This window comes from Salegentibacter haimaensis (assembly GCF_054121495.1).
The window spans coordinates 55,714-75,720 of record NZ_JBSYGH010000001.1; the positions used below are offsets into that span (position 1 = coordinate 55,714).

The window sequence follows — 20,007 nt, forward strand, 5'->3', positions numbered from 1 at the left end:
AATTCTCAAAGGAATATCACGAAATAAGAAATATTTAAGATTAATGTAAGAAAATGATTACCAGACTACAAAGCCAACTTTCCGTTTATCTGTTTTTCCTGATTTTTTCTCCGGAAGTTACCTGCCAGGAGAAGAAAGACTATGAGATAGCAGGAATCGCTTTTTACAATGTAGAGAACCTTTTCGATACCGAAAACAATCCCTTTACCTTCGATGATGATCGAACCCCGGAGGGAAAAGACGCCTGGACCGAAGAAAAATATGCTGAAAAACTTCAAAATCTGGCAAGGGTAATTTCCGAAATAGGTACCGAAGTAGCCGGGTCTCCGCCTATGCTTATAGGTATTTGTGAAATCGAAAACCGAAAAGTTTTAGAAGACCTGGTAAATCAGGAAGCTCTGAAAATCTGGAATTACGACATCATACATTATGATTCCCCCGACAGGCGCGGCATAGATGTGGCTCTGCTTTACCGGAAAAACCTGTTCAGACCCATTGAGTCGCAAAGCAGGACTTTATGGCTTTATGAAAATGACAAACGGGTTTATACACGGGATCAATTAGTGGTAAGCGGAAATTTGCTGGGAGAAAAAATAAATTTAATCGTAAATCATTGGCCTTCCCGCAGTGGCGGGGAAGCAAGAAGCAGTTTTAAAAGAGAGAAAGCGGCAGCGCTGAACCGAAAAATTATAGACTCGATTTTTCAGCGTGAACCCTATGCTAAAATCATAACTATGGGTGATTTCAATGATGATCCCGGCAACCGGAGTATCAAAAAAATTCTTGGTGCTGAAGCTAACAGGGAAAATGTAAAATTTCAGGGATTTTATAATCCTATGGCAGCGATGCATAGAAAGGGCCTGGGAAGCCTGGCCTACAGAGATGGCTGGAACTTATTTGACCAGATCATCATCTCCTCAGAGTTGCTTCAGCCTAATTATGAGACTTTCAAATATTATAAAGCCGGAATTTTCAATCCTAATTACCTGCTTACTCCCACCGGTCAATTTAAAGGATATCCCTTCCGAAGTTATGGATTGACGGGCTATGAAGCCGGCTACAGCGACCATTTCCCGATATACCTGTATCTAATAAGGTACTCACAGGCTTTAGAGGTAACTACTAATTAAAACCAGGCACTCCAGGGAATTCGGCTAAGCATTAAAATCAGGGCGATAGTATAAAAAATAGCCAGGGTTTTAAACTTGGGCTTTGAAGTGAGTTTAGCTTTATGCTTTGAGTAGCCCATAGTAATTAGAACCACGGCTATGATCATTACCAGGGGATGCTCTACATTGTAGAGTCTTAAGGTTGAGTTTTTCATTACCTCTCCCATTCCCCCTTCAAAAAAGGCCTGGAAATAAGGGGCGGTGAAATAAAGTACAATTCCAATTAACAATTGAATATGAGAAGTAATAAGGGTAAACAGGGCGATTCTAAAGTTAGTGGCACCGTATTCCTTGCCGGTCGCAAAACCAATGATGGCATTAAAAGAAGCGACTAATAGTACAATAAGCACCAAATAAGCCCAGTAAGAATGAATAAATTGAACGGTTTCGTACATCCTGGTTAGTTTTAAAGCAAACCCAATTTGGGTTTTGAAAGGTTAATTAATTGAGTTGTAAATATAGGCTTTTAAATAAAAAAACGCCCCCGAAAAATCGGAGGCGTTTGTAAAGCTATTCAAGTATAAACTAGAAATTATAAGTTACTCCAGCGTTCCAGGTTCTGCCAAATCCAAAATAAACCCGGTTATTAATATTGATTCCTCTATAAGTTTCATCTCCAGGCCCAGCCATAATGTTTGTATCAGCTTCAGAAATGTACATAGTATCAAGGACATTATTTACATTCACTCTGAAATTCAGAAAATTATTTCCAAGATCCAATCTGTAGCTTGCACCAGCATCAACTAAACCAAAAGAAGGTAATTCTAAAGCATCAAAATTAGGGTTATCAAGTGCCTGGGTAGGATCAAAGTCAGCATAAAGGTTATCTACATATCTATACATTCCATCAACTTTGAAATTTCTAAATATTTCATAATTTAAACCTAAACTGGCTGTCAATTGGGCTGCATCCCCTACTTTCACTCCATCAAGATTCAATACAGCAGTTTGTGGGTTTCCATTTTCATCTAAAATCGGAGCCTGATTATTATCAAAATAATTAGCTCTTACATCACTTGCATATACCCAATCACCTACAGAGAACATACCGTTAAGTCGTAATTTATCAGATATTCTACTTGTGAAGTCTAATTCAAATCCTGTATGCACCTGTTTTATTCCAAATAAATTTGCTGTTCCTCTAACCTCCTGAGGGGTGTCCGCATTAAAAACAGCACCAGTGCTTTCAAAGCGATCAGCCCAAGAAGTTCTGTAAACATTCACGTTAGCACTAAAATATTGAGATCTAAATCCGTACCCAATTTCAGTACCAATAACTGTTTCATTTTTAAGAGCAGGATTTACTGTATTTGAGAAATTGATAAATACTGCATCAAAAAGTGGTTGTCTTGAATAATATCCTGCATTTGCGTAGAAATTATGCTTTTCATCGATATTGTAATTAAATCCACCCTTAATATTTCCTCCAAGGATGTTTTCCCATTCTGATTCTTGGTTTCCTACGGGCTCATTGAAATATTCAACCCTTTTGAAACCTTGATTAGAGATCGATCCTTGAACAAACGCGGAAAAAGTATCATCCACGTATTCCAACTGTCCAAATGTTCCCGCCCAGCGAACTAAGCCATCATTATAGTAATCAATTTTCTCCTCCTCATCAATGTCAGAAAACACCCAGAATTTAGGTTCAGCCGAATAGGTCTCCCTGTATATTGGATTGGGAGTATTATTCATATTATTAGTCTGTAAAAACGCATCTGCTCCTAATAAATCATTTACCCTTCTGTAGTGTATACCTTTATAAGATCTTAAGTCGACACCTACATCTAAAGAAAGATTATCGGTTAATTTATTACTTAGGTTTGATAATACTCCAAACCAGTTATGAGAGTTAATAGAAGCTCTTCTAGTGATGCCATTAGCAGAAGTTCTATCTCTATTGCCTTGATTCAGGTATAACCCATCGGTTTGAGTTCTGTCATCACCAAAATCCGGAACACTCTGCCCGCTATTCCAGGCTACAATATCGTCAACTCTTATTAAACCATCTTGTGTTCTGGGAAGAGCAAACTGTCTACGACCATTGATCATACCAATTTCTCCTGTTCCACCACCACGTCCAAAAGAGGCGTAAGCTGAAGTTGATAAGGTTGAAACTGTATTGATCTTGTAATCCCAGTTTAGTGACATGATCGGTTTATGATAGAAGTTTTTAGTGAAAGAAAATTCCTCACCGTTTCTAAAGCCCCAGTTCTCATTATATTTTATATTAGGTTCGCCAGAATCACTAAATTGTTGATATTGAGCAATTGAACTACTTCTACTTCTTTGATGATGCCACTGTGGTGCTCCCGTTACAGTAAATTGAAAATCATGAGTATCGTTTGGTCGGTAACCAAAAGCTAAGTAGTAATTATAACCCTGAAATTCGGTTCCATCGACATATCCATTTCCTTGAGTTTGACTAAGAAGAACACTTGATGAAAAACCGCTTTCCATAAGTCCTGTGTTATAAGAGGCTACAGTTTTTAAATAAGAATCGTTACCTGTAGTTGCAGTTACAAAACCACCTTCTTTTCTATCTGCAGATCTGGTAACAATATTTATTGTTCCTCCAACCGAAGATACTGCCAGTTTTGAAGAACCCAGTCCTCTTTGAACTTGAATCGCTGATGCTACATCACTTAATCCTGCCCAGTTACTCCAATATACCCATCCATTTTCCATGTCATTAATTGGAACACCATTAATCATTACCGCAGTATTTCTTTGATCAAATCCACGAATATTAATACGTGAATCCCCAAATCCACCACCTTGTTTCGTAGCATATACTGAAGGAGTACTATTAAGTATTTCAGGGAATTCCTGAGACCCTAATTTTTCTTGAATTTCAGCTGCTCTAATAGTAGATACTGCTACTGGAGTCTGTCTATCTTTAGCAATATCAGCCACACCAGTAATAACTACCTCTGCAAGAGCGCCAGCATCAGGATTGATATTAATTCTACCAAGATTTTGTGTAGCACCCTGGGCTACGTTAAATCTAATGGTTCTTCTTTCGTAACCTACGAAAGAAATACTTACTGTTCCCGTAGCGGAACTAACATTCAAACTAAAATTTCCGTCAAAGTCGGTTGTGGTACCATTATTGGTGCCTACCTCCATAATTGTGGCTCCCGGAAGGGGGCTGTTCAACTCAGAATCGATTACCGTACCGGTAATGGTTCCCTGAGCAAAAATTGTAGCCGAAGTTAAGAACAACGCTAACGCTAGTAATTTCCTCATGTTGTAAAGTTGTTTGTTTGAGTTTTTATTTTCTGCACAAACGAGGCTAATTCTTAAAACTAAACACTCAAAAATGTTAAGGAGTTTAACATTAGCAACTTTGTGCGCCGCAAAAGTAAAATAATTTTTTTAATCAAAACAACTTACCACAAAAGAATAAAAAGGCTGATAATAAGGACTTTAAATCCAAAAACATCGAAATTTTTATGAAATCAGCAAAGATTTTGCTCTTTTCATTATAATCTTATTTTAATTTATTGTTCCGACGAATAAAACCTAATAATCTATTCAGCTAAACCTAAACCGAGCCTTTTACAATGGCAAATCAAGATTATTTCGCTCACCGTTAAGGCCAATCATTTACATAAAACCCTTTATAAGTGGGCGTTTGTGCTTCATTTTTTTAAAATAGCATATTCTAATCCAGATTTAATTTCAAGCCCATTTTCTTAATAATAGCTTAACATCCCACTTCTAAGGCTATAGTTTCTTTGTACCCGAATCTAAAAACACGAAAATTAAAATGAAACAAATTTTACTCTTAGGTATGACGCTACTTTCACTGGGCTTATATGCACAGGGGGTCACTACCTCAAGTATGCAAGGACTGGTTGAAGATGATATGGAAACCCCATTACCCGGTGCGCACGTAGTAGCGACACACACCCCTTCTGGTACTACATACCAAACCAGTACAAATTTTGACGGAAAATTCTTTTTCCCAAACCTACGGGTCGGGGGCCCCTACCGGGTAGTAGTTAGCTTTATTGGTTTTGATGAACAAGTTTATTCTGATATAATGCTTGGATTAGGGCAAAGTTTCAACTTAAAAGTTGAGATGAAAAGCGGACAAACTTTAGATGAAATTATTATTTCTTCTAGAAGAGGAATAACAGATCCATCTAAAACCGGAGCTTCAACAAACCTTTCCAGAAAGAAAATAGATGCCTTACCAACTATAAACAGAAGTATAGACGATTTTACTCGTCTAACTCCTCAATCTAACGGAACTTCTTTTGCTGGAACTTCAAGTCGGTTCAACAATTACACGATAGATGGAAATATTTATAACAATAATTTTGGTTTAGGTAGTTCTCAATTTGCGGGTGGAAATCCTGTTTCTTTAGATGCTATTGAAGAAGTTCAGGTAAATTTAGCTCCTTTTGATGTAAGAACAGCTGGTTTTACCGGTGCGTCGGTAAATGCGGTTACCAAATCGGGAAATAATACATTCACAGGATCTGCTTACTATTTCCTTCGTAATGACCAAATGACCGGTGACTTGGTTGGGGATACTCGTCTAAACAAAGACGACGCTAGAAATGAGATTAAGGGTGTTACTTTAGGTGGTCCCATTATCAAAGACAAGCTTTTCTTCTTCGTCTCTTATGAAGAAGAGGAAGAATTAGTCCCCAGTTTTAATAAGAGAGCTCTTCGACCAGGAGAAACTCCAGATAACATTTTCATTTCTAGAGTGCCTGCAAGTTTATTACAGGATGTAAGAAGCAACATGTTGAGCCTGTATGATTATGAAACCGGAGATTTTGAAGGCTATAGTTTTGGATCGGAACAAACCCGATTCAACGCCCGTTTAGATTGGAATATCAACACCAATCATAAATTTATGGTTAGATACAATCATTTCACAAGTTTTAACGATGTCCCTACAAACGGAAACTCTATTCGTTTTATTAATACAAGATATCGCAATACCAGTAGAACAGGTATTGAAGCCATGAACTTCCGAAACACAAATTATACTAACGATAGAGAAGTAATCTCTTTAGTAGGAGAACTTACTTCTGTGTTGGGAGACAACATGTCTAACCAGTTAAATGTTGGATATACTTCTATTGCCGATCCTACTCGCGGTATTCCTGGAGGACAAACATTCCCATTTATTGAAGTATTAGAGCCAGGGCCAGCAGGAGATCCTTTATATTATTTTTCTCTTGGTAATGAATTGTATTCTGTTGGAAACCTGCTGGAAAACAGAATATTCAACATCACAAATGATCTATCTTATTTTTACAAAGATCATAAATTTACAGCCGGTGTAAATTTTGAACGCATGACTTTTGACAATGCATTTAACCCAGCATTTAATGGTTTCTATCGTTTTAACACCTATCAGGCATTCGAGGATGCAGTTATTAACAGAGTGCCGGGAGCACTACCAGATGCTTTTGCTACCAGTTATGCCTTAGACGGAAGCACTACCCCACCGACTGACGAAACAATATTTAGTCAATTGAGTTTTTACCTACAGGATGAATGGCAGGTTACCTCCGATTTAAAATTGACGGCAGGTTTGAGAATGGATTTGCCTCATTACAATACACCTATCCCAAGAAACCAATTGCTTGACAATGTAATTGATGCCAGAAGAGATCCTAATAGTGAAGATTTTATTGCTGAGAATTGGGGCTTCCAGGATAATGATGGAAATACTTTTACTCCAGATGTTAGCCAATTTCCAAAAGTAAATCCGTTATTGTCTCCAAGAGTTGGATTTAACTGGGATGTAAATGGAAAAGGAACTACTCAGTTGCGAGGTGGAACTGGAATATTTTCTGGTAGACTTCCCTTTGTGTGGCTATCAAACCAGGTTAACGGCTCAGGAGTTGTACGAGGAGGTCTAGGTTTTGAAGGAGAAGAATTAGCAAATTCCGATCTTTTTGGTCCAGATTATCAGTTTAATCCAGATGTAACTTTTGGAAATCCAGAGAATCCAGAACAAACTCTATCTAACGAATTAAACTTAACAGATAGAGATTTTAAGTTGCCACAGGTTTGGCGTTCCAATTTAGCTCTAGATCAGCAATTGCCATTGGGAATTGTTGGAACTCTCGAATTAATGTATTCTCAGGATATTACCACGCCAATAGCTTATAACTCTGTATTAAGAGATCCCGATGGCACTTTGAATGGTCCTGACCAACGTCCTTTCTGGGAAGGGAGCTACTCAAACGATCCTGATTTTAGGAATGTGTTTTTATTAACCAACGCCAATAGAAAGGCTGATTACTACTCAATAACCACTCAGTTTTCCAAAAACTTCAACAATGGTTTATCTTCTTTTGTAGCTTATACTCATTCTAGATCCAGAGATTTAGATGCTGCAGGGGGAAGTCAGGCAATTTCACTATGGGCGAGTACTGTAAAAGAAGATCGTAATAATCCAGAATTGAGCTATTCGGCATTCGATATTCCTCACCGGGTTATAGGTAACTTAGCATATAGCACAGAGAATACGACCATATCTGTTTTCTATCAAGGTAGCAATGCAGGTAGATTTAGCTATACTTACTCTGGTAACTTTGGGGACGCTTCAGATCGTCTTATCTACATTCCTAACAATGCATCAGAACTTAATTTTCAGGAGTATACTTCAATGGGTAGAACTATTACAGCACAAGAGCAAGCTACAGCTTTAGATGCCTACATCGACCAGGATACTTACTTAAGTGAGAACCGGGGTGAAATTGCTGAAAGAAATGGTGCTTTGCGCCCCTGGTTACACCGTCTTGACTTACGCTTAACCCAGGATATAGCCTTGACTAACGACAAGAAGAACAAACTTCAGTTCTCCCTGGATTTCTTGAACTTTGGGAATTTATTAAATTCAGATTGGGGAGTACCTCAATTCGCAAACCAGAGCAACCTGTTAAACTACCGGGGAAGAAATGAGCAGGGTGAACCCATTTATAGATTAAATACTATAAGTGGAACATCAGAACTTCCTACAGAAACCTTTAGAAATACTCGTAGTATTGTGGATACCTGGAGGCTTCAACTTGGAGTGAGATACTCTTTTAATTAATGCATATTTTAATCTCATACAAAGGTGGCTGTCTTTCCAGACAGCCACTTTTTTTATATCTCAGCTACAAGTCAACATCCAAAATAGAAAAGGCATTTCTCTCAATAATGCCTGTTTTTGATAAGATGGATAATTAATTCCTCCACCTACTGCAAAACTCTAAACGTCTTCCTGACCGAGATTAAAAAAATCAACCAATGAAGCGTTGCAATAAATTTTTAGTAGAAGCGTCGTGATTTCTGGTTTCGCCCGACTCAATTTCACCCAAAATTTTTGAAGCCAGCTGCTTTCCTAGCTCAACTCCCCACTGGTCATAACTATAAATATTCCAGATTACTCCCTGTACAAAGATTTTATGCTCATACATCGCGATAAGTTTTCCTAAACTTTCAGGAGTAAGCTTATTTATTAAAACTGTGGTGGTAGGTTTGTTGCCATCAAAAACTTTGAACGGAAGTATTTTTTCAATAGCTTCAGATGAAAATCGTTTGCTTTCCATCTCCCCTCTTACCTCATCTTCAGTTTTACCCTGAAGCAGGGCTTCGGTTTGCGCAAAAAAGTTCGCCATCAATTTATTATGATGATCTTCATCTCCAAAGAGCGATTCTTTAAAACCTATAAAATCGGCCGGGATGAGTTTAGTTCCCTGGTGAATTAGCTGAAAAAATGCGTGCTGGGAATTGGTTCCCGGCTCTCCCCAAATTAAGGTACCGGTTTGATAATCTACTTTTTCTCCATTCCGGTCTACGCTTTTCCCGTTGCTTTCCATAATAGCCTGCTGCAGATAAGCCGGTAACCTATGCAAATACTGGGTGTAGGGAATTATAGCTTCACTTTCGGCATCAAAGAAATTATTGTACCAGATACTTAGCAAGGCCAGCTGCACCGGGATATTTTCATTGAAATTGGTAGTTTCAAAATGCTCATCCATCTTTCTGGCACCTTCAAGCAGGGCTTCAAAATTATTATAACCTACTGCCAGGCTTATAGAAAGACCAACGGCACTCCAAAGTGAAAATCGGCCTCCAACCCAGTCCCACATCGGGAAAATGTTCTCGATATCGATCCCGAATTCTTCAACGCTTTGCACATTGCTGGAAACCGCCACAAAATGGCTGGATACCGCTTCCTGAGGCGCCGCTTTTTTAAACCAGTTTCTGGCCGTAGTCGCATTCGAAAGGGTTTCCTGCGTGGTAAAAGTTTTGGAAACCACTAAAAATAAGGTGGTCTCGGGATTTAGAGTGTTTAAAATCTCGTGTACGTGATCTCCATCTACATTAGAGATATAGTGAACGTTTAAATGGTTCTTATAATGTTTAAGAGATTCGATGACCATTACAGGCCCCAGGTCTGAACCGCCAATCCCGATATTTACGACATCGGTAAAGGCCTTTCCGGTGAAGCCTTTTTTGCTTCCACCGATTACTTTTTCACTGAAGGCTTTAATTTTTTGTTTCACAGCTTCCACTTCTGGCAGCACATTTTCTCCATTGACCAAAATTTCTTTTGAAGAGGATGCTCTAAGGGCCGTATGCAACACCGGGCGATTTTCGGTTTGATTAATAGCCTCTCCCTTAAAATAAGACGATATAGCCGATTTAAGTTCGCATTCTTCAGCCAGATTCCCCAGTAATTCACGGGTTTTGGAATCGATTCGGTTTTTGCTGAAATCGATATAAAAATCTTCCCATTCCAGTTTGAATTCATCGGCACGGCCGGAATCATTCGCAAACATTTCCTGCATTTTTTGGCCTTCGATCTCTTTATAATGATTTTGTAGCGCTTTCCAGGCTTTCGTATGGGTAGGGTTTATATTTTTCATTTTCAATAAATTTAAAAAGGCGGAACCAGGCCGCCTTATTTTGCAATTTTTTTAATTTTTATATGTCCAGTTCCCGGTAGGGAATTTCATCTAATTCAGATTTCAAGGCCTCTATAGCCGCGAAGTACGCATCTTTTTGCTCGTCTTCTATATGTTTGGCCGTAGGTAAATTTTGACGATAAGGATCAACCTGTTTGCCGTGAACCCAGAATCTGTAACATACGTGTGGGCCGGTAGCCAAACCTGTACTACCCACATAACCAATAACATCTCCCTGTTTTACTCTTTGCCCGTTACGCACATTGCGTTTCGACATGTGGAGGTATTGAGTAGTATAAGTACCATTGTGCTTTACTTTCACATAATTCCCATTAGCCGAAGTATATGCCGAAGCGATTACAGTGCCATCGGCAGTACTAACAATCGGGGTTCCAGTGGGAGCTGCGTAATCGGTTCCCAAATGGGCTTTCCATCGCTTTTGAACCGGGTGAAATCTTCTTTTGGTATATCTTGAAGAAATTCGGGTGTAATTTAATGGTGCTTTTAGAAAGAAACTTTGCAATGCTTTGGCTTCCTCATCGTAAAAACTTGCTTTCCCGGTAAGGCTGTCTTCCTCATAACTAAAGGCGTAAAAAGGCCTGTCTGAATGTTTAAAAACCGCAGCCTCTACATTTTCAATTCCGGCGAAAATCGTATCGTCTATGTATTTTTCATTATAGACCATTTTAAACTGGTCTCCCTTCTGAAGTTTAAAGAAATCTATACTCCACTGGTAAATATTCGAAAGCTCATACACCAGTAAATTACTGAGCCCCTGGGCCTGCATCGCTTCAGAAAGTGAAGAAGTTACCACGCCCGAAATTTGACGTTTCTTAATACTTACGGGACGCTTCTCCTTATAGGCCGAGATCTTTTGAAGATCTACAACCGTATAATCTATCTTGTTATTTTCGTAAATAAAATATTTTGGAGTAGCGGCCGAATCTTTATCTTTTAAAATCAGATATTTTTTTCCGGCGGTGATTCTTGCGGGGTTAAAAGTATCTTTTACAGTTATTGCCAATTCATGGACCCTGCCAGGAGAAATCCCGTGACGGTCCAGAATGGTTCCAAAACTATCTCCTCTAACAATAGTATCTACTATTACTTCAAAATCATTCAGCACAAAACCGTAATCTTTAATAACAGGCGGCTTTTCTTCTATCACCTCTTCAACCACGGCCTGATCTTTTTCATCGTCATTGCAGGCTACAAAAGCCAGCATCAGCATTAACAGATAACTAATTTTCTTCAATGTTCAGCGTTTTTATTTTGTGTGTTAAATTTATGCGTCACCCATTCCTTTCCCCATTCATCAAACTCAGATTGACTCCACAAATTCGGAAAAAAAGTGTTTTTCTGAAAGCCGGGTGGTAAAAATTCTTTCCAGTTTGTACCTCCGGTAGCAGCAAGACTCTTATTGTCTTTATTTAAATAGCGGTAAGCCGCCCCCATATGCATTAGCGGCCAGTTGATGTTTACATCGCTGTCAAATTTCCTTAAAGCCTTCTTTAAGGCCTCGTTATTCCTGTCTTCTTCAGGAAGCGAAAGATATTTGTGATACAGAGTTTTGCCTTCCACCTCGGCTGCTATACGTAAAAACCGGGGGGTATATCTTTTTTCAAATTGGCGAAGAGTAAGGGTTTTCTCTCCGGAAGACAAATCTATGCCTCCTTTTTTCCAGTAAATATTTTCGTACAGGTCTTCGAAAGAATTTTCTGAAGAATATTTTTCCCGAATCTCAAATGGCACCAAATGTTCCATAGGAGTCGCGTATAATTCGATCATTCTAAATTGCGCCGACTGAAACCCGGATGCCGGCAAAAGCGCCATTCTGAATTTCAGAAATTGCTCCCTTTCCATACCTTTTATCATCACATCGAAAGAATCGATCAAAATCCTGAAATACCGGTTAATGCGGTAAATTTTTTCAGTAAAGAATTTAGCATTTAGCGAGTCATTTTCGATGATTTGCTTTTGCTCGTGGATAATAAGCTTAAAATACAGCTCGGTGATTTGGTGATAGGTGACAAAAATTTTTTCGTCGGGGAAGTGCGTTAGGGTTTTTTGCAGGCTAAGCAGCGTGTCTAAACTCACATAATCCCAATAAGTGAGGTACCTGTCGTAAAGCAGGCCATCGAGATAAGAAGCCAGGTCCTGTCCCGAATTTTTAAATTTTTCTTCTAATTTCTGGATCCTTTCGGCGATCTCAGGCTGTATCTCCATATTTATTCAACGATTATCCTGAAGGGATGTTTAAGTCCTTTATATGCATCCAGGGAGGCATCGAGTGAACCCACGGCCAAATCGGCACTGATCTTTATAGGCATTTTATTAGCATCATCACTAATCCAGAATGTTAGACTTTCCTTTTCTTTAAAAACTCTCCCGGCCATTACCAGAGGTCTAAACTTTAGGGTAGCCACTTTTCCGAATTTGGTTTTGATCACCTCACGGCCTAAAAACCTCAGTTTAAAGTGCATGTTTTCATCGTCTATGAAGAGATTTAGGTTCATTTCATCACCTTCATTCAGCGCCTCAGCATTAATATTGTTGCGAAGATAATAAAATGCAGATAACATATCGTGTACATTTTCCCGGGTAGTATACACATGTTTTTCATCATGTTTTCTATCAAACACATAGGCCTTGTTGTGGTGATGATCAAAATCTATTTCAAGATCTTTGGTGTAGCCACCTTCATTTATCTTCCTTATAAATTTGTAAGGCTTGCCATTGCGCTGATCTATAAAACTCTGGTAATCATCATCTACCTTAAAAAAGAGATGTAGCAGCCCGGTAGATTTTCCCCGGCCTTTAAGATGATACACAGGCTTATTATTCAAATGAGTTTCATCGACTTCTATAGTAGCATAACTGGCATTAAACATTCCATAGTGAATACGAAATTTCAACCACTCCCCTTCCTGAAATGCTTTTTGGGATTGAGCCTGAAGCCCATTGAGGCATAATATTAAAAATGTGAAAATTGCAACTATCTTTTTCATACCCATAAATATAGAAGTATTTATACTTTGTTGAAATAATTACAATATCCATTCCAAAGCGAAAAACAAAAAGCCCCACCAATTTAATGATGAGGCTTTTGTCTTATTAACCAACTAAAACTTAAATTATGAAAAAAATAATTTTACAAATTTGGTAACCACTCCAAAATTGCGAGTGCAAAATTCAGGAGTTTATACTTGTTTCACAACCAAAATTCTAAGTTTAACTATTTGTGTAAATAAATTCAAAAAATTTACCTTATTCACTAAGTTTTAGCTCGTTGTTTTAATAATTTTTATAAGGTTCCTCTAAGGTCCTGTTCTCTTTCTATGGCTTCAAACAAGGCCTTGAAGTTTCCTTTTCCGAAAGATTGAGCGCCTTTTCGCTGAATGATCTCAAAAAACATCGTAGGTCTGTCTAATACAGGCTTGGTGAAAATCTGAAGCAAATAGCCTTCATCATCTCTATCTACCAACACCCCTAGTTCCTTTAAAGGTTCCAGATCTTCATCTATCTCGCCAACTCTATCCAGCAAATCATCATAATAGGTTTCAGGAACATAAAGGAATTCCACCCCGCGATCTCTTAATTGAGTTACCGTTTCTATAATATTATCGGTAGCAACCGCAATGTGCTGTACCCCGGCACCATTATAGAAATCTATATATTCTTCAATCTGGGATTTTTTCTTTCCTTCGGCCGGCTCGTTGATTGGGAATTTTATACGCCCATTACCGTTGCTCATCACCTTACTCATTAAAGCAGTATAATCGGTAGAAATGTCTTTATCATCAAATGAAAGCATTTGAGCAAAGCCCATCACTTTAGCGTAAAATTCAACCCATTTGTTCATCTCGTTCCAGCCAACATTTCCCACCATATGGTCTATGTATTTAAGACCGGTGCCTTTGGTTTCCACTTTGGTGTTCCACACACGGTAACCCGGCAAAAACGGACCTTCGTAGGCGCTTCTCTCAACAAATAAATGCACGGTTTCGCCATAGGTATGAATTCCCGAAATAACAGCTTTGCCGTTTTCATCTTCCATTACATAAGGTTCTACATAAGATTTGGCTCCGCGTTTGGTGGTTTCTTCGTAGCTTTTTCGGGCATCGTCTACCCAAAGAGCAATTACTTTTACCCCATCGCCGTGTTTATCGATGTGTGCATTGATTTCCCCTTTGGGCTGCAAAGGTGAAGTTAGCACCAGGCGAATTTTCCCCTGCTGAAGCACATAGGAAACACTGTCTTTTCTCCCGGTTTCCAGGCCCGAGTAAGCCACTGGTTGATAGCCCCAGGCGTGCTGATAATAATAGGCCGCCTGCTTGGCGTTACCCACATATAATTCTACAAAATCGGTTCCCAGAATTGGCAGAAAATCCTCGGCTTCGGGGATTACTTTTTCCAATTTAAGGGAGGTATTATCGGTACTCATAATAATTTATCTTTAAAAAATTTAATTATTTGTCTTCATTTTCCAACCAGGAAGTGTAATAGGTCTCATCGGCAATTTTCATTGCTTCTTCGGTAAGTTGCAGGGGCTTAAAAGTATCTACCATAACCGCAAGCTCTTCGGTTTCTACCTGGCCAATGCTTCTTTCTACAGCGCCCGGATGTGGCCCGTGCGGAATCCCTGCCGGATGCAGAGAAATATGCCCGGCCTCAATATCATTTCGGCTCATAAAATCACCGTCTACGTAATACAGGACCTCATCACTGTCTATATTGCTGTGTGAATAAGGAGCAGGAATGCTTTCGGGATGATAATCATATTTACGCGGGCAGAAGCTGCAAACCACAAAAGCATCGGTCTCAAAGGTTTGATGCACCGGTGGCGGTTGATGAATTCTTCCGGTAATAGGCTCAAAATCGTGAATACTGAAGGCATACGGGTAATTGTATCCGTCATACCCCACCACATCAAAAGGATGGGTAGCATAGACCATATCAAAAATTTCCCCCTGCTTTTTAATCTTGATCAAAAACTCCCCCTTTTCATCGTTGGTTTCCAGTTCATGAGGTTGCCTTAAATCGCGCTCACAAAACGGGGAATGCTCCAGCAGTTGCCCGAACCAGTTTCTGTATCGTTTAGGTGTATAGATAGGACGTCTGGATTCTACAATAAACAACCTGTTATCTTCTTCATCAAAATCCAGTTTGTATATGGTTCCGCGCGGAATTAACAGATAATCTCCATATTTAAAATCTAGATTCCCCAAATGGGTTCTCAGTTTTCCCGAGCCCTGGTGAATGAATAACAATTCATCGCTATCGGCATTTTTATAAAAATAATCTTTGGTAGACTGTTGAGGAGAGGCAAGGGCGATATCAACATCGCTGTTGGTGAGGATTACTTTTCGACTTTCCAGGTAATCTGGATGCGGCATCACTTTAAAGCCCTTAAACCTATACGATTTTATATTGTTGGCTTTGGCAATTTTGGGCTTTACATCGTAACTCCCCTTAATTTCCTTAACCTGTGTTGGCCTGTGTTCGTGGTACAGGTTGGAAGACATTCCGTCAAAACCTATGGTTCCAAAAAGCTGCTCATAATACAGGCTCCCATCGGGCTTTTTAAAAATCGTATGGCGTTTATGCGGAATTTTTCCCAGTTTATGATAAAATGGCATAACTATTAATTTTTTAAGGACCCTAATTTCCTGAAAAAATTAAGGATTTACTATTTTTTTGATCAAGAAATCAACTAATAACAAATATCGGTATTTTTTACAGAAACATTCTTAAAACATCTCTAAAACCAAATTTACTTAGAACCAGAAGCCAAGACTAAAAAACCACATCCTGTCCCTGGTTTCAGGAGACCAGGAATATTTCACTTCCAAAGGCCCTAAAAAGGTCTCAAGGCCATAACCCAAAGCATAGCCCGAATAATCGGGCAGGCTAAACCACTCTCCATCAGAATATAACCTGTTTCCAACATTGGCAAAATTTGCGCTGAAGATCACATGATTCTTCCGCATAAATTCGTAGTCGATTTCGCCAAGGGCCTTGATGTAAGAATCTCCCGAAAGGTTTATAAAATCATAACCTAAAAATGCGACAAAATTATTGATGAAATTATTTCCATAACCTCCCAAAAAGAAATCCAGACTGCTACCGGTGTCATTACCAATCTTGAAACCGGCTTCATTGGTTAGGCGAAAACTAAGATTATTAACAGGAGTGATCGCATAGCCCAAACTTCCTTTGGCAATAGAAAATTCAGAAAAATCATTATTGAAATCTGAAGACCAAAAATACAGGTTGAAATTTCCTTCAAAATTCAGCCCGCTCTTCGGAAAATACTTATTGTCATAGGTATCCAGCTTGAGGTAGCTGAAAAGGCTTCCGTAGTGACTTTTATCCAAAATATCAGAATTGGGCATCCCTTCCAGCCTTAGGCTGGCCGAACTCATTCTTATATGTTTATGTTCCACTCCCAGCCCAAATGCGAAAATTTGCCTAAACTGAGTCTCGGCATAAAGCTGGTTGGTAAAATCGCGATAATCCAAACTAATATTTGATCTGCCCGCGTTGTCCAGATTTCCGGTTTCTTGGGAGGGATCAAAACCTATATTGTTCTCAAAGGCATTATAACGGCTTCTAAGGCCAAAACTCCAGTAATAACCCTTATCGAGATAATAATCGAAGTTATAGCGAAGTTTATCTCCTACAATCAGATCAAGAGAAGCTACATCGTTGGTAAAAAGCAAACTCTTGCGGGTATAGTTAATCAGGGCCGCGCTTTGGTATAGCTCATCATAATGCAAAGCCAGTCTCAGGAAATTTTTACCGGGGTTTTCTTCAATCTGCATCGCAAGGGTGTAAAACCCGTCGTCATCGTTGGGAATCAAACGATAATTAAGCCGGTTAAAATTGCCGGTTGCCGAGAGGTTATTAAGTCCGCGATTAAGATCATCGAAAGTGAATTTGGTGAAATATTTTAATCGCAATTTGCCCAGAATATACTCGCGAGGGTAATTATTATTTCCCTCGAGGGTGAGGGTGCTTATTTGCAGGCTGTCGATTTTAGGGATTTTTGCCCTGGGTTCTTTTGCGGCTTGCCGCTCGGCTAATTCCTTTAAATTATCTAACCTTCTTAAGGTGGCTACTGTGCCCGAATCTATGATCTGCCTGCCCCGCTCAAAAGATAATACCGAAAAACCTGTAATATCGGGTTTGATATAAATATCGGTCTTCGGAATTTTCTCTGCCATATCGCTAATCGTCCTGAAGTTGCTAATTTGAGTAAGGATATCCAATACACTTTTAAGCTGGGAACGATCTACCAGGCTATCCTGCACATCTACCCCAATAATAACCTCGGCCCCGCGCCGGCGCAATTCCTCAACGGGATAATTATTCGCTACTCCCCCATCGGTAAGCAGGCGGCCGTCTATGGTGACCGGACTAAAAATCGATGGTATAGCACCGCTGGCCGAAACTGCACGGGGTAGTGAGCCTTTATCGAGAATAACCTCCTCGCCGGTTTCCACATCGGCAGCCACGCAAAATAACGGAATGGGTAATTCGCTAAAATCCTGCACATTGCCCACGTGCATAGTAAGCGAGGACATTAAATTGTAAATATTCTGCCCTTTGGAAAGCCCGGTGGGCAAACCTAATTTAAAATCATCGAAAGGTAGGGTGAGTGCATATTTTTCTGAATCTTCCTTTTCATAAAAGGTTTTTGCTTTTCGAGGGAGATCATCCTGAATTAAAATGTTGAAATTGGTTTCCTGAAAAATCGAATCGAGTTGGGCAGCCGAATAGCCTGAAGCATATAACCCACCAATAATGGCGCCCATACTGCTACCGCCAATATAATCTATGCGAATGCCGGCATCTTCCAGGACCTTTAAAGCCCCGATATGCGCCAAACCTTTGGCCCCGCCACCGCTAAGCACCAGGCCAACCTTAAGATCCTCCTGCTGCTGGGCGATGCCTTGAAAGCTTACAACCAGTGCGAGAAAGAGGATTAGTTTTTTCATTTTTCAGAATGATAGAAATTATAAACGATCGCGGCACGGGAAACGCCCACCACTTCTTCCAGATCCTTTTTCGAAGCTTCCTTTATTCGTTTCAGCGACCTAAAATGCTTCAGCAGTTCCACCACTGTTTTTTCACCAATCCCGGGAATGCTTTCCAATTCGGTATTTAAAGCCGATTTACTTCTTTTGCTTCGATGAAAGGTGATCCCAAATCTATGGGCTTCATTTCGCAATTGCTGAATGATTTTAAGCGTTTCAGACTTCTTATCCAGGTAAAGCGGAATCGAATCTCCCGGGTAATAGATCTCTTCTAAACGCTTGGCAATGCCAATAATTGCAATTTTCCCTCTTAAACCCAAACTATCCAAAGCCTTAACACCTGAAGAAAGCTGGCCTTTACCTCCATCTACGATTATTAGCTGCGGCAGTTCTTCTCCTTCGTTCAACAGCCTTCTATAACGCCTGAAAACCACTTCTTCCATAGATGCAAAATCATCGGGACCTTCTACGGTTTTGATATTAAATTTACGATAATCTTTCTTACTGGGCTTCCCATCTTTAAAAACCACGCAGGCCGCCACAGGATTGGTTCCCTGGATATTCGAATTGTCGAAACATTCTATATGCCTGGGTTCTACAGAGAGGCGCAAATCTTTCTTCATTTGGGCCATTAACCGATTCACGTGCCTGTCTGGGTCTACGATTTTCATCTGTTTAAAGCGTTCCTGCCGGTAATATTTGGCATTTCGCTCCGAAAGCTCCACGATCTTTTTCTTATCTCCCAGCTTCGGAATACTCACTTTTACATCTTCGCCGGCATCTACCTTAAATGGCACAAAAATCTCTTTGGAATTGGAGTTGAACCGCTGACGAATTTCGGTAATGGCCAGCTCCAGAAGTTCGCGGTCGGTTTCTTCAAGCTTTTTCTTCATCTCAATAGTATGGCTACGAATAATAGCCCCGTGAGACAGCTGAAGAAAATTCACATACCCGTACCCCTCGTCGCTAATAATCGAAAATACATCTACATCGCTAATTTTTGGATTTACCACCGTAGATTTCGCCTGGTAATTTTCCAGCACTTCGATCTTGTTTTTTATGCGCTGGGCATCTTCAAACTCCATATTTTGAGCATGTTGCTTCATTTGTTCCCTAAACTGCTGCAGGGAATCTTTAAAATTCCCTTTAACGATTTGGCGTATAGCTTCGATATTCGTATTGTATTCTGCCTCTGCCTGCAAAGCTTCGCAGGGGCCCTTGCAATTTCCCAGGTGATATTCAAGACATACCTTGTACTTCCCCTGGCGGATTTTATCTTCGGCAAGGTCGTAATTACAGGTACGTAGTTTATAAAGCCCTTTTATGAGATCTAAAAGCGTGTTCACGGTTTTGAAACTGGTGTAGGGCCCGTAGTATTCACTTCCGTCTTTAATGAGTTTTCTCGTGGGAAATACCCTGGGGAAGCGCTCATTTTTTATGCAGATCCAGGGGTAAGTCTTATCGTCTTTCAGCATCACATTAAAACGCGGCTGATGTTTTTTGATAAGGTTGTTCTCCAGCAAAAGCGCATCGGTTTCTGAAGCCACCACGATATGCCTAATCTCCTTGATTTTCTTCACCATCACCCCAATGCGATGGCTGTCGTGGCGTTTTGTAAAATATGAAGTAACCCGTTTTTTTAGGTTTTTTGCCTTTCCCACGTAAAGAATCTTCCCGTTTTTATCGAAATACTGGTAAACGCCGGGAGAATTGGGCAGGGTTTGTAATTGAACTTCTAAAGCAGGTATTTCCATTGTTTCAAAGGTAAAATAAATATCAGGCTTCTTCTAAAACATATATAAGCCCGGCTTCGTTAAATTTGTACTAAAGAAATTTGGCCCGCAAAGGCCGGTACCATCCGGCAAC

Annotated in this window: 12 protein-coding genes; 2 read left to right on the forward strand and 10 right to left on the reverse strand. The window is 39.8% G+C overall.

Annotated features, from left to right (window positions below; translation table 11 throughout):
- The first annotated feature begins 53 nt into the window (after positions 1 to 53).
- A complete protein-coding gene (locus ACW6QP_RS00305; protein ID WP_457908835.1) occupies positions 54 to 1,130 on the forward strand; it encodes an endonuclease/exonuclease/phosphatase family protein in 1,077 nt (358 codons plus the stop codon).
- Here ACW6QP_RS00305 and ACW6QP_RS00310 read toward each other — a convergent pair.
- Together ACW6QP_RS00310 and ACW6QP_RS00315 are read right to left on the reverse strand one after the other, a co-directional pair.
- Positions 1,127 to 1,564, reverse strand: a complete 438-nt coding sequence (locus ACW6QP_RS00310) for a hypothetical protein (RefSeq protein WP_457908836.1) — start codon at positions 1,562 to 1,564, stop codon at positions 1,127 to 1,129. The two genes, ACW6QP_RS00305 and ACW6QP_RS00310, sit on opposite strands and share 4 nt — an antisense overlap.
- A 130-nt stretch (positions 1,565 to 1,694) precedes the next feature.
- Entirely contained in the window at positions 1,695 to 4,418 is a 2,724-nt protein-coding gene (locus tag ACW6QP_RS00315) for a TonB-dependent receptor (RefSeq protein WP_457908837.1), read from the reverse strand.
- Positions 4,419 to 4,941: 523 nt separating this feature from the next.
- Here ACW6QP_RS00315 and ACW6QP_RS00320 point away from each other — a divergent pair.
- Complete coding sequence (locus tag ACW6QP_RS00320; protein WP_457908838.1) at positions 4,942 to 8,241, forward strand: outer membrane beta-barrel protein; 3,300 nt, start codon at positions 4,942 to 4,944, stop codon at positions 8,239 to 8,241.
- Between the two features lie 190 nt (positions 8,242 to 8,431).
- Here the strand turns inward: ACW6QP_RS00320 and pgi are convergent, their stop codons facing one another.
- The 8 genes from pgi to uvrC all read right to left on the reverse strand — a co-directional run bounded on the left by pgi (position 8,432) and on the right by uvrC (position 19,895).
- On the reverse strand, positions 8,432 to 10,063 hold the full coding sequence (gene pgi, locus ACW6QP_RS00325; protein ID WP_457908839.1) for a glucose-6-phosphate isomerase: 1,632 nt from the start codon (positions 10,061 to 10,063) through the stop codon (positions 8,432 to 8,434).
- A 58-nt stretch (positions 10,064 to 10,121) separates the two neighbouring features.
- Entirely contained in the window at positions 10,122 to 11,357 is a 1,236-nt protein-coding gene (locus ACW6QP_RS00330) for a M23 family metallopeptidase (RefSeq protein WP_457908840.1), read from the reverse strand.
- Positions 11,354 to 12,328, reverse strand: coding sequence for a tryptophan 2,3-dioxygenase family protein (locus ACW6QP_RS00335; protein ID WP_457908841.1), 975 nt, complete (start codon positions 12,326 to 12,328; stop codon positions 11,354 to 11,356). Before ACW6QP_RS00335 ends, ACW6QP_RS00330 begins: the two co-directional genes overlap by 4 nt.
- A gap of 2 nt (positions 12,329 to 12,330) precedes the next feature.
- Positions 12,331 to 13,110, reverse strand: coding sequence for a DUF3108 domain-containing protein (locus ACW6QP_RS00340; RefSeq protein WP_457908842.1), 780 nt, complete (start codon positions 13,108 to 13,110; stop codon positions 12,331 to 12,333).
- A 296-nt stretch (positions 13,111 to 13,406) separates the two neighbouring features.
- Entirely contained in the window at positions 13,407 to 14,546 is a 1,140-nt protein-coding gene (gene hppD / locus ACW6QP_RS00345; RefSeq protein WP_457908843.1) for a 4-hydroxyphenylpyruvate dioxygenase, read from the reverse strand.
- Positions 14,547 to 14,571: 25 nt separating this feature from the next.
- Positions 14,572 to 15,741, reverse strand: coding sequence for a homogentisate 1,2-dioxygenase (locus tag ACW6QP_RS00350; protein WP_457908844.1), 1,170 nt, complete (start codon positions 15,739 to 15,741; stop codon positions 14,572 to 14,574).
- A gap of 138 nt (positions 15,742 to 15,879) precedes the next feature.
- Complete coding sequence (locus tag ACW6QP_RS00355) at positions 15,880 to 18,102, reverse strand: patatin-like phospholipase family protein (RefSeq protein ID WP_457908845.1); 2,223 nt, start codon at positions 18,100 to 18,102, stop codon at positions 15,880 to 15,882.
- A complete protein-coding gene (gene uvrC, locus ACW6QP_RS00360; RefSeq protein WP_457908846.1) occupies positions 18,099 to 19,895 on the reverse strand; it encodes an excinuclease ABC subunit UvrC in 1,797 nt (598 codons plus the stop codon). Before uvrC ends, ACW6QP_RS00355 begins: the two co-directional genes overlap by 4 nt.
- Positions 19,896 to 20,007: the final 112 nt, after the last annotated feature.